At 53.0% G+C, this 12,390-nt stretch carries 7 protein-coding genes; 2 read left to right on the top strand and 5 right to left on the bottom strand.

Going from position 1 to position 12,390, the window contains the following annotated elements; genetic code table 11:
- Positions 1-232 precede the first annotated feature (232 nt).
- Complete coding sequence (locus HY913_10070; GenBank protein MBI4963611.1) at positions 233-2,335, bottom strand: acetate--CoA ligase family protein; 2,103 nt, start codon at positions 2,333-2,335, stop codon at positions 233-235.
- 504 nt (positions 2,336-2,839) lie between these two features.
- Here HY913_10070 and HY913_10075 point away from each other — a divergent pair.
- Both HY913_10075 and HY913_10080 read left to right on the top strand, forming a co-directional pair.
- Entirely contained in the window at positions 2,840-3,721 is an 882-nt protein-coding gene (locus HY913_10075; protein MBI4963612.1) for a DUF547 domain-containing protein, read from the top strand.
- Positions 3,722-3,739: 18 nt separating this feature from the next.
- On the top strand, positions 3,740-5,329 hold the full coding sequence (locus HY913_10080) for a mercuric reductase (protein ID MBI4963613.1): 1,590 nt from the start codon (positions 3,740-3,742) through the stop codon (positions 5,327-5,329).
- Between the two features lie 58 nt (positions 5,330-5,387).
- Here the strand turns inward: HY913_10080 and HY913_10085 are convergent, their stop codons facing one another.
- The 4 genes from HY913_10085 to treZ form a co-directional block, all read right to left on the bottom strand.
- Complete coding sequence (locus HY913_10085) at positions 5,388-6,683, bottom strand: glycosyltransferase (protein MBI4963614.1); 1,296 nt, start codon at positions 6,681-6,683, stop codon at positions 5,388-5,390.
- Positions 6,680-7,357, bottom strand: a complete 678-nt coding sequence (locus HY913_10090) for a hypothetical protein (GenBank protein MBI4963615.1) — start codon at positions 7,355-7,357, stop codon at positions 6,680-6,682. Before HY913_10090 ends, HY913_10085 begins: the two co-directional genes overlap by 4 nt.
- A 74-nt stretch (positions 7,358-7,431) precedes the next feature.
- Positions 7,432-10,227 (bottom strand): malto-oligosyltrehalose synthase, encoded by a 2,796-nt coding sequence (treY, locus tag HY913_10095; GenBank protein MBI4963616.1) that lies wholly within the window; start codon positions 10,225-10,227, stop codon positions 7,432-7,434.
- Positions 10,227-12,068: a malto-oligosyltrehalose trehalohydrolase gene (gene treZ / locus HY913_10100; GenBank protein MBI4963617.1), complete on the bottom strand. Its 1,842-nt coding sequence runs from the start codon at positions 12,066-12,068 to the stop codon at positions 10,227-10,229. The genes treY and treZ overlap by 1 nt, the downstream gene beginning before the upstream one ends.
- Positions 12,069-12,390: the final 322 nt, after the last annotated feature.

Consider the following 12,390-nt stretch of genomic DNA (forward strand, 5'->3'; position numbering starts at 1 on the left):
CCATTTGATCGGTCAAGTCGAAGGGTGAAGGTGGACCGCATGGCAGGGGGGTGGCCACCCATTTGAAGGCGAGCACTCGTTCGGATCACGTGGTTGGCATTGCTTTTCTTCAAAGCTGAGTCCCCGCGCATCATTTCCTATGCATAACAGGCCATATTATAGGAGTTTTTAGGGAGGGGTCCGGGGAGGGCGTTTTTGCAAAAACGCCCTCCCGGGAAACTCTTTAAAGGATTCAGGAATTGAAAAAGATGCGCGCGTCGAGGGCCACGGCGCCCGACTTTGTTACCAGAATTGGGTTGATGTCTATGGCCTCTATTTGAGGGAATTGGACCATGAGGTGGGCCACCTTGAGTATGGCATCCTTCAGCGCCTCGCGGTCCACTGCCGGCCGGCCCCGGACGCCTTGCAAGATTTCGGAACCGGGCAACTCCGTTATCATCTCGTCAGCCTCTCCCGGTGAGAGGGGGGCCATTCGGAGCGAGGTCTTACCGAAAACCTCAACGAAAATCCCGCCGTGGCCCAGCACAACCACAGGACCGAACTGGGGATCCCTCTTTCCTCCCACAATCAGTTCCAAAGACCCGATTTCACGAGGAGCCATTTCTTGCACAAGGGCCCCGCAAACCCCTGTGTCGGCCATTGACTTGAACCGTTCCATCATTTCAACAGTTGCGCCCCGAACCGCCTGAACGTCAGGCAGCCCGAGAATCACACCACCAAGGTCAGATTTGTGGGAGACCTCTTGTGCAACGATCTTGACTGCAAACGGACCGTTCATGCCCACCAAGTCGGAATCAATAGCTCCGGGATCGCTAATCACACTGTGTCGGGGGATTTTCAGCCCTGCTCGGCCGATTATTTCAAGGGCCTCGTGCAGCAATGGGTTTCGACCTTCGCGAGCGATTCGGGACAAGGCGTCCTTAATCCCGTCATCGTCGGCAGGCAGGGCCGACCATTGCTCCTGAGCATTGGCAGCTATGACGGCTCGGCGTTGCTCGTATCTGATGGCTCGATCCAGAGCATGGACTGCTCTTTCCGGGCTCAAGAAAACCGGAAAATCAAAATTCTTGTGCAATCGGGATGTTTCGAGGTGATCCGTGGATGCGCAAATGGCCACGGGCTTACCGTAGGTCTCGGAAAGCGCGGCAGCGCTCTGTAGCAGTCTGCGGGACGCTTCCCCCTCAGTCCCCGAAAAATAGGTGTGGAGGAACAACACGCCGTCCACATTCGTTTCCTGAAGGGTGCGCTCAATTATTCGGATGTACACGTCGAAATCGAACAAATCCCCGAGATCCAGGGGATTAGCCAGACGAATTACATCTGCTCGCAAATGTTTTCGTATTTCGGTGAGCAAGTCCTGTCTGAATGGCGGGAGGTTAAATCCATACATCGAAGCGGCGTCCGCGGCGATCACCGCATGGCCACCCGAACGCGATACAATCGCCAGGTTCCTGCCTTTCATTCGAGGCAACTGCAGAATTTTGACAAAGTCCAAATAGTTCTGCATGTCCCTGAACCGCACCATTCCCGCCTGTCGCAGAGCCGCGTCCACCACTTGATCGTCATTGATCAAGGCCTCTGTGTGCGACTGAGCAATGACCGTGCTGAGAGATCCGGTATTTGCTTTGTGCACGACAATCGGTTTGGCGGAGCCGCGGGCTATGTCGGTGAGGCGCCTCCCATCATTGATGGATTCGAGGTACAGACAAATAATACTAGTTTCGGGATCTTCGATAAAATATTCCAGCACGTCATTTTCATCGCTATTCAGCTTGTTCCCAATAGCCGCGAACTTGCTGTATCCCAGTTGTTCCGAATCGAACATGTTTAGCAGCGTCAAAGCCACCCCTCCGCTCTGCGCTATTATCCCGACCCCTCCGCGGCGAAAAACATTGTGCATAGGAGAGAATGGGGTTGCCAACCCATTGGCGGAGTTCATGATCCCAATACAATTGGGTCCGATGAAACGGATACCGTACTCTTGGGCGATAGCCTTGAGCTTCCGGCCGAGTTCCTTGCCACCCCCATCGAATTCGCCAAAGCCCCCGCTTTCGATCACCACTCGCTGTATGCCTTTGCGGCCGCACTGCTCCACGATGTCGGGAACCGTTTTTGCGGGCGTCAGGATGACCGCAAGATCAACAGGTTCGGTGATGTCTTCCAGTGAAGGATGGATCTTCCGCCCAAGCAGAATTCCGCCTTGTGGGCCGACAAAATGTATCACGCCCGTGTATTTGAACTCGAAAAGGTTCTTAGCGATTTCCTTCCCCAAATTGTACGGCCTCGTGGAAACGCCTACTACCACCACCGACGACGGATAAAAGAAATTCTTCACAGTGTCCTCTCTTAGATCAAGCTCAATAATGATTGCTGGTTCCGATTGGAAATTACTAAATTACTAAGCGCAGAACCGATTGAAAAGGTTTTTCTCCCACCCTGCCGTACTTCATTGTATTCCGCGTGGTGCAGGTGTGCCGTCGACCAAGGAAAGGTTAATCGGTGCATGCACCTAGACATATAGCAAGCGTCAAGAATAGTGTCCGATTACGAAATGCGCCTCTTGGAAATTCGTAGGTGCCGGCCTCCGTGCCGGCACATTTTTCGGATACAAATCAAGTAGTTCGGGCTGGCGGGGACCCCGGATCGCGGTCCGTAGCAGGCTCTGGCCCCTACCGGTTCTCTTGGAGCACGAGCTGTGCAAAAGATCAAAAAATGGTGGTAACTGGCATAACTTGAGTAACCCCAGACTGCTTTGCAGATACTTTTTAGTTTGTCGTTATTGCCCGTGCAAAATTTTGGAGTAGATTGCATTATAGGGGGGAATTGCGGGGGAGTTCCAATGAGCTTCGAGAAAGACACTATTGCAAGGCATCTGACCATCTTCTATACACCGGTTGGCATCGCGGTGGCATTTCTTCTAGTTGCCGCGCCCGGAGCGACAGCCGCGGAAAAACCTTTTTCCTACGAAGATTATGCCGAGATTCTGGCCGCCTACGTTGATGATCGCGGGATGGTAAATTACGCCGCGCTCAAGGAGCATCGAGGCCGTCTGGACGCGTTCGTGCAGAGGATCGCGGACCTGACCCCCTCAACTTACGACAAATGGAATGACAGCGAAAAGATCGCGTTTTGGATAAACGCGTATAACGCGTTGACACTTCGTGCGATCGTCGACCATTACCCTATCAAACCCGGCCTGTTGTCTTCATTCCGTTTTCCAAAAAACAGCATACGTCAGATTCCGGGGGTATGGGATAAGCTTCAGTTCAAGGTCATGGGGCGACAAATGACCCTCGATGGCATTGAGCATGACACGCTTCGCTCGAAATTTGACGAGCCCCGCATTCACTTGGCCCTCGTTTGCGCAGCAATGGGCTGCCCTCCGCTAAGGAACGAACCCTTCACAGGCGCAAAGCTCGAATTGCAGCTCAGCGATCAGACCATGCGGTTTCTCAAAGATCCTGATAAGTTCCGAATTGATGGAACCGGAGGCTATGTTTATCTGTCGTCTATTTTTAAATGGTTTGGAGAAGACTTCATCAAGAATTACGGGACCGATAAGTTCACAGACCGGGGGCCATCGGAAAGGGCCGTCCTGAAATTCCTGGGCAGTTCCCTCAAGGGCCGGGACAAGGAGTTCCTCGAGGCCGGCAAATACGAAATTATTTACCTTGCTTATGATTGGGTATTGAACGAAAAAGGCGCCGGCCAAGTCAATTGACAACCATTTGGTTAGCAGATGTCGCTTGAACAGGTACTCGCGGCAAAATTGGTACAGGAGGTCTTCGTGAAAAACACCCATCGCACAAATTATGTCGTATCCGTCCTGCCTGACGATCAATACAACCGGGAACTCGTGGCAAATGTGCACCCTGCTGACTGGGTCAACCCCGAGCCCGCGAATCGGTACAACCTGGTGGTCATAGGAGCAGGAACGGCAGGGCTTGTTACGGCCGCGGGCGCGGCCGGACTTGGGGCACGAGTGGCACTCGTCGAGTCTTTTCTCCTTGGCGGGGACTGCCTGAATGTGGGATGCGTGCCGTCAAAATGTCTGATCGGGTCGTCGAGGGTGTACAGTGCGATCAGGAACGCGGGCAATTATGGAATAAAGGTCCCCGGAGACGCTGAGGTAGATTTTCCCGCGGTCATGGAACGCGTGCGACGTCTGAGGGCTCGTATCAGTCACAACGATTCCGTACATCGCTTCAAAGGCCTGGGTGTGGACGTGTTCCTCGGGCACGCCAGGTTTGCAGGACCGGACAGCGTGCTGGTTGCAGGTAAGAGCCTGAGGTTTAAACGAGCTGTAATAGCCACAGGAGCCAGAGCCGTGCACCCGCCGGTTGCCGGTCTTGCCGAGGCAGGGTTCCTCACGAATGAGACAGTCTTCTCGCTTACCGAACGCCCCCCTCGTTTGGCAGTCCTGGGCGCCGGACCCATAGGCTGTGAAATGGCTCAAGCGTTTCAGCGCCTGGGGAGCCAGGTGGTTCTGCTTCACAAGAATGCCCATATACTGGATCGGGAAGACGCGGATGCCGCCGACATAATCCAAAACACGTTCCTAAGGGAAGGTGTAAGGCTGATTCTCAAATCAGCGGTCAGGGACGTGAGGGTCAGTAACGGTGAAAAGATCATCAGTTTTGAGAGCGACGGCAAGACGGAATCCGTCGCGGTGGATGAGATACTAATAGGCGTGGGGCGAGCGCCCAACGTGGAAGATATGGACCTCGAAAAGGCAGGGGTCCAATATGACCTCAGGCGAGGCGTGGAAGTCGATGACCACCTTAGGACTACCAACCCGAACATCTATGCCGCCGGAGATGTTTGCATGAGCCACAAATTCACCCACGCGGCCGACGCCGCGGCGAGGATTGTCATCCAAAACACGCTTTTCAAGGGCTCCAAGAGACTGAGCGCGTTGACAATGCCTTGGTGCACCTATACGGACCCTGAAATTGCTCATGTCGGAATGTACGAAAAGGACGCGCTGAAAAAGGGTATCCATGTGGAAACATTCATGAGGCGTCTGAGCGAAGTGGACCGAGCCATTGCAGACGGAGAGGAAGAAGGCTTTGTCAAGGTGCATGTGAGGAAAGGCACCGATCGGATCGTGGGGGCAACAATAGTTGCATCTCATGCCGGGGAAATGATCAGTGAGGTCAGTCTCGCGATGCAGGGTAACTTGGGACTAAAGACCATTTCCGGCGTTATTCACCCGTACCCGACGCAGGCCGAAGCGGTGAAACAGACAGCGGACGCCTATAACCGCACGCGGCTGACACCGTTCATCAAGAAGCTTTTCGGCTATTGGCTTTCATGGACTCGGCGGTGAAGGCATTCTGCGCGTTACATACGCCTGCTTTTCCTGAAAAAGCTCCGGCCTGCCGAGGTCAGGAAGTCCGCGAAGAACCCATGATTGATGACTCGGTAGGACACCATTTTGCTTTTTTCTCAAGCTCTATCCTGTCCTCGTCACCGTAAACAAGCCCCATCATGAGGCTAAGGTACTCCCTGAGATTTCGAGTTATTAGAAAATTCTCCCGTACGAACTCTTTGGCTTTTCGGCCCATTTCTCGAACCTTTTCGGGGTGCCTTAAGAAATACCTGATGCGCAAAGCCGCTCCTTCCGGCGTAGCCACCAGAAAGCCGGTATGATGATTCACCACCTGGAGACGGATGCCGCCCGTATCTCCACCTATCACCGGCTTACCTTTCCAAAGCCCTTCGGTGACAGTAAGCCCGAAGCCTTCCTTGACGGATTTCTGGACCAGGAAATCGGCTGACCGCTGCAAGGCGTTTACAGTGAGATGCGCGTCCGGCGGCAACATCAGGATGCGAATGTCCGGGTCGTCGTTGGCTTCAGCATGGACTTCGGCCAGGACAGCGCTGCCCTCGGGGTCGTCGGTGGCTTCCCCACCTGCAAGTACGAGCTGCAAGGAGGGCGTAAAGACCCTTGCCAATCTGAACGCTTTTATTACCCCCAACGGGTCCTTGAACCGGTCGAACCGTGATACCTGGAGCATCGTCGGTCTTTCACGGTCGATCCCGAAGTTTTGCTGAACTTTGCGAATCTCGCCTTTGGGCATGTCCTTGTTCTTATCGCTCAATGGATCTATGCTGGGACAAATCAGGTATTGGTCATGGGGCAAGGGTTGGGCAAAGTCAGGCAGGGAAAAGATACTGGCATCGTACTCTTGGGCGAATTGCCGAAGGTACTTCCAAATTGGCCGATAAGGATGGCTGAGGTCAATGTGACAGCGCCAGACCCACTTTCCTTTACGGTTGGGACACGACCGCAGAAGCGGCAGAGGCTGTGGGTCATGGATGAACACCATGTCCGCTTCTTCCAAAATCGGCCTGAGTTCTTCAGCATTCTGCGCGTTGGTCTCCTCATATACCTTCAGTAAGTAATCAGCGACAGGGGTTTGGTTTCCCTGCAATCCGTTGTGGAAAGCCTTGGTGCATTGATAGAATTTCTCCTCTCCTCGAATAACTTCCCACCGAACATCAAGCCCCAGGTCTTGTTTCAGCGGCACAAGCTTCTGGAGAATCTCGGCAACGCCGCCACCGATGCGAGTGGAGTTTACGTGCACCACCTTGAGGCCTCCAAGTGGCTCTGCAAGCTGGCGAAGATGATAAATTACATCGTCTCCAACCACCGGTGCGTAATCCTGGATAGCACTCATGCGGACACCTTCCCAAAATAATCTTCAAACACGGAAGCCAGCTCCTGACGCAATTTGGTCAAGGTCATAAAATAGGGGTCTATAGCTGCAAGACGGTCCTGCAAATCCGCATACACGTCCGCAAATCCTTCCAGCCAAACGCGAAAATCGTCAATCCGAATGGGCTCTCGGCGCCTCGCATCAATAAAATGGTAGAAAATACTGCCCACCGGCAACCTAGGGACAACCTCGACCAAGTCCTCCGGCCTCTGAATCTGCATTCCCGTGTCAAACACCACAATCTGAGAGCGAAGAAAATGAAATTGACGGTCCCGCTCCGACCACGGGATTCTCTCTATTTCTTCCAGGCGCTCCTCTATAACCTCTATCATCTCCTGTCGCAGTGATTCGAGATCCTCGAAATCAGTGGGATCAATTACTGCAAGCCGCTCGGCGAGGGGATCGTCATGAAGCGCGTAATGACACCAGACGGCAAAATCGTTGTTGTACTGCGGGTCATCAAATCTGGGCCTTAGAAGGGCCCCCCAGAAATGATAATAAATGCTGCCCGGGTGAATCCCGGACAGGTGATCTCGAAGCTCGCGCAAATTCTGGGCGCGCATTCCCGTAGCTATGCCGACTAACGCACAGTCTTTTGCGATAAAAGGTCCAACTTGATCATTATCTGAGGCCATTTTGTCTCCTGTACGAATTCACTGACCGGTGCGGCTTCCTCTGGAGGACGCCACATCTAACGGAGCGTGCGGGGTCAGCTTTTGCCGATGAGTAGCCCCACGGGGAAATCTTTCAGGGCTTGGCCCACGGACAACACATTATCAACTGAAATCACGTCCTGTGTGAACACATTACTCAACGACCGAGCACAGTGTTCCGGAAGGAGCACGCCGGTGTCCTGCCAAACGCGATCGCCCAGAGGGAAATCCCCGTCGGGCACCACCTCGCAGAGAAATCTCGGGGCTATTGTCACCGACCATTTGTCCGCATAATTTCGGGCAAACGCGACAATGTTATGTTCGAAACGTCCGTAAGTCCGCAACGCGGTGTAGCGCCCCTTTTGAAATGTGTCCAGGGAATCATTCCTTGCTTGCAAGGCCCGGTGCACTAGAAACAGCTTAATTTTACCTGTCTCAACATTAGCGAGCAGCTCATGTATTAATTTGCGCTGGTCTTCCGTGGCCCGGCTTCTTAAGTCTTCCAGCAATGCCGCTCTTGTCTCGAAGTCTACCGTCCTTCGGTTATCAGGGTCAACAAGATTCAGGTCCCACAGTTCAGTCCCTTGATAAAAGTCCGGTACGCCAGGCGCGGTGATTTTGATCAAGGCTTGAGAGAGCGAGTTCAGCACCCCATAATGCGATATCTTCCTTTGGAACGGCCTGAATTCCTTCAAAAAGGCATTGTCGTCTGAAGGCTCCAGGATTCTGTCCAGAAAGGCAAGGTATGCTTCTTCGTATGCGGTATCCGGTTGAATCCATTCGGTGTGTACCTTGGCTTCTCTGACCGCTTTGATCATGTATTCTTTGATCCTGGCGACAAATTCGACGTACTGCTCCTCCGAAAAGGGAAAGGCCCCCAACAAGGTCTGGTAAAGGAAGTATTCGTCATTCTTGTCCGGAACGTAGGTGCCTTTGACCCGCTCTTTCTTTGCTTTGTTTATTCGGTTCCAATTCCTGAGATTCTGTTCCCACTCCAGGGGGATTTCGGACAAGACATTGATTCTGGCCCGCACGTCTTCTCCGCGCTTGGTGTCGTGGGTGGAGGTGGCATTCAGGGAAGCAGGCCAGCGGCGTTGCCTTTTTCTGTTGAAGCTGTGAAATTTTTTTACCGAACAGCCGAAGCGATCCGGTTTCCCTCCTACCTCATTCAGAGAAAGCAGCCTGTTGTAAACATAGAGCGTGGTATCTTCGAATCCCTTGGCCATGAGTGGTCCCGTGAACTGCTGAAACCTCATGGCAAATTGCAGCCATTCTCTCTTATTTTCTTCGCCCAAGTACGGCGGGAACTGCAAGAGCAGGAATCGCCTGACAAACTTCAATTCATTTATCAATGCCGGATTCACGGCTGTAGCAGCGTCAATGGCATCTTGAATGTATTTTCGGTCACTCTCGCCAAGGCCTCGCTGATCGACGTATGTTCGGTACACCGGGAACGCTGCCAAAACCTCCATTATCGCCCTACGAAGGCCGTACATGGTTATGTCCCTGCCGTGCCGGTCCCGGCTGGAAATGCTTCTTACCAATTGAGCCAAGTTGTTAACGTCTCCGGCCATGTGTTCCACGATGATCAGTTTTTTCTTTTCCCGGGCCAACTCTGAGAATTCGCCCCGAAATCCCGTGAAGTTGGCGTACGCTCTATTAAACGTCCTGCTGTTCTTTCGATCGCAGAACAACCCGGTGACATAATTGATGAAATCATAGCCGGTTGTGCCCTGCACGGGCCAGGGTTCGCAGAGGTCCTCATCGAGGTCCAGTATCTTCTCTACGATCAGGTAGGTGGCCGGAGCCTTTTCCCGTATCCGGTGCAAATAGCCGGCCGGGTCGTACAGCCCGTCCAAATGGTCGATCCTTAACCCCGAAATCGCGCCGGCGTTAAGAAGGTCGAACACGAGTTGATGGGTACGGTCGAATACCTCTTCATCTTGCACTCTCAATGATATCAAATCGTTAATATTGAAAAACCGTCGGTAGTTTATTTCCTTGGTTGCCACTTTCCAGTACGACAACTTAAATAACTGGGAAACGAGCAAATCATCCAGGAAAGTGAAGGTCTCCGGTTTGCCCGCGCGTCCGTTTAGAATCCGCACATTCCTGTTCATCAACTTCTTGAAATCAGGATTGTGCGAATATTCGTTCCACAGGAGTTGCTTAATGAATTGTATCGTAATGTTGCGATCCGCTGTTTCCTCTTCGGATGCAAGGGTTTTCAAAACGTAAAGCGCTCCCAGCAGCCTTACAAAACCGGGGTTGTCTTCGCCGAGCTTGCTTTTCAGCGGTGCCAAGAGCCGAGAGAAAACCTTGTGGTAGGACTCGATTCTTACCGGTAAGGCGAAGTCATAGTAGCGCACCATCAGACCGGTTGGCCCGTAGATGAGCTTCATCTCCCCGTCCTCTAGAGACTCGCCATAGAATCGTCCGAGAAACGGCGCGAGAACCCTCCCTCTGAGGCCTTCGTATGAATGGTCCCAGTCAATGTCAAAGAACGAGAAGTAATCGGAGCCTTGGCCTTTTTCCAGCACGTCCATCAACATCTCATTTTCGCTGTCAAAGGCCATGTGATTCGGAATAATATCTTGGACCCATCCCAACCCGTTTTTCCGCGCTTCCTCCGTGAGGAGCGCAAAATCCTTGGTAGTGCCCAGTTCAGGATTGAGTTGATTGGGGTCAACCACATCGTACCCGTGAAGGCTTCCCTTCTTCGCTCTGAAAATGGGTGAGGCATAGATATCGGATATGCCTAACCGGGTAAGATATTTGATAATCTTCTTGGCCGAGCGGAACCCGAAAGCAGGATTGAACTGGAGCCGGTAGGTAGCAACAGGGATACGCATCAAGCCACACACTCCGAATTGCGTCTTAACAGCACAATAGAATACGGATTGAGCCGAAGTGACAACTCACCTTCAGAAATGACCTCTGATGGCACCGTGCTACCCGGACCGCCCCAGTTGGATTCCGAGGAATCGATTTCCCTGGCCCACGAACCGGCAGGCAATGGAAGAAGAAAATCGGACAAGGTGTTGGAAAAGTGAAAGATGGCGACCGCTTCCTCGAGATCGTGCCGGCGACGCAAGATTAGTGTCCGCTCGCGATAGAACCCGCTAATTTCCATTGGGTCACTTCCACCATAGATCAGGGCCCGCAAACCTTTACGAACCCGTATTAAATCTTTGTAATACTCATAAAGGATCCGATGGTGGTCCTTGCGAGCCAATTCATGATCGAGTTTAGCGCTCAGATAAGTGGTCTCGGCCTGTGGATCCGGTGGATTCAACGTCCATTGAAATGAGGCGAATTCCTCTTTGCGGCCGCGTCGTACTGCCTCGACGAGATCCGGATCGGAGTGACTCACAAAATAGGGGAAAGGGGCTGTTTCCCTATATTCTTCACCCATAAACAACAGCGGAATAAAGGGCGACAGCAGCACCACCCCCGCGGCAAGCTTGAGAGCTTCCAGGCTCACGAGGGCGCTCAAGCGATCCCCTTTGATCCGGTTGCCGACCTGATCGTGGTTTTGTGCGAATACCACAAATCGATGGCGCGGAACCCCTGCCGAGGGGTTTCCGTGGCCGCGCAATCGGTAGGAGGAATGTTGTCCCGAGTATACAAATCCTTCCCGGAATGCTTTGACAAGATGTTGGAATTCGCCGAAATCCGAGTAGTAGCCTGCACGTTCGTCGGTCAGGAGTGTGTGGATGCAGTGATGAAAGTCATCATTCCATTGAGCGTCCAGCCCGTACCCGCCAACGTCCCGCGAGCGAATAACCCGCGAATCGTTAAGATCGCTCTCGGCAATTACATGTATTCTTCGGTTTAGCTGGTCGGCCCGCTCATGCACGGCCGCGGCCAACTCCTCAAGAATATGGCGAGCGGAAAAGTCAAAAATTCCGTGTATCGCGTCTATTCGTAGAGCATCTATGTGGAATTCCGTTACCCAAAAAATGGCATTGTCAATAAAGAATCGCCGAACTTCATCGCTATGCGGGCCGTCGAAGTTGATCGCGTCTCCCCACAGCGTCCTGTAACGATCGGTAAAGTACGGTCCGAACTCGGCCAAGTAGTTGCCTTCCGGGCCAAGATGGTTGTAAACCACATCCAGGACCACGGCCAACCCGTGCCCATGGCAGGCTTCCACAAGCCTTTTCAGTCCTTGAGCGCCGCCGTAAGAATTCTGGACCGCATAAGGGTAAGCGCCATCATAGCCCCAATTGCGATCGCCGGGAAACTGGGCCACCGGCATAAGCTCGATCGCGGTGATCCCGAGGTCCTTCAGCCCATCCAGGTAGGGAATAATCGCGTCAAAAGTCCCTTCACGGGTGAAGGTCCCTACATGCAGCTCATAAAGCACGTAGTCAATAAGAGGAATTCCGGGCCACGACTCGTCCCTCCAAAGAAACTCGGGATCGACGATTTCAGAAGGACCGTGCACGCCTCGGGGCTGGCTGCGTGAAGCGGGATCGGGCCGTTCCGGACGCCCGCTGAGCTGATAAAAATAGAGCGATTGCGGCTCCACGTTGGCCACCAGCCCGTGGTGATAGCCTCGGGTACTCTTGGTAAGGGGTATGACGCGGTCAATGGGAGCGACAATATGAACCCGCACCTCGTCCGCGAACGGCGCCCAGACACAGAACGTGCATCGCCCATCGCTCAGAAGACTTGCGCCAGGTTTCATCAAGCACTCCACATCGGGTAATATTTCATATCCCTTCCTGCGTACTCCAATTTAACAGGCTCTATCGGTTGCGTAATCGTTATCGGGAAACATTTTGTAAGCAGCGTGTTTTCTTAATTAGAGAGCACGATGAATTAAAGGTTCCCCAAAAATGTCCCGCTCATGCGCCGCGAGCTATACCGGTTGCCAAAAGTAATGTCCATTTGGCCAGAAGATAATCAATCTGGTCTTCAGATCGTATCTACGGGGCCTACTTTTCAAGAGCGTTATAACGCCCGTCGTTCCCGCGAAGGCGGGAACCCAGGAAATCCCGCGAGACGCG

The organism is Desulfomonile tiedjei (assembly GCA_016212925.1).
In the GTDB taxonomy this organism is placed as follows: Bacteria; Desulfobacterota; Desulfomonilia; order Desulfomonilales; family Desulfomonilaceae; genus JACRDF01.

What these genes read in the sequence shown, in the direction of transcription:
- treZ (MBI4963617.1), bottom strand. Translation starts at nt 12,068, where the DNA reads ATGAAACCTGGCGCAAGTCTTCTGAGCGATGGGCGATGCACGTTCTGT.
- HY913_10075 (MBI4963612.1), top strand. Translation starts at nt 2,840, where the DNA reads ATGAGCTTCGAGAAAGACACTATTGCAAGGCATCTGACCATCTTCTAT.
- treY (MBI4963616.1), bottom strand. Translation starts at nt 10,227, where the DNA reads ATGCGTATCCCTGTTGCTACCTACCGGCTCCAGTTCAATCCTGCTTTC.
- HY913_10090 (MBI4963615.1), bottom strand. Translation starts at nt 7,357, where the DNA reads ATGGCCTCAGATAATGATCAAGTTGGACCTTTTATCGCAAAAGACTGT.
- HY913_10085 (MBI4963614.1), bottom strand. Translation starts at nt 6,683, where the DNA reads ATGAGTGCTATCCAGGATTACGCACCGGTGGTTGGAGACGATGTAATT.
- HY913_10080 (MBI4963613.1), top strand. Translation starts at nt 3,740, where the DNA reads ATGTCGCTTGAACAGGTACTCGCGGCAAAATTGGTACAGGAGGTCTTC.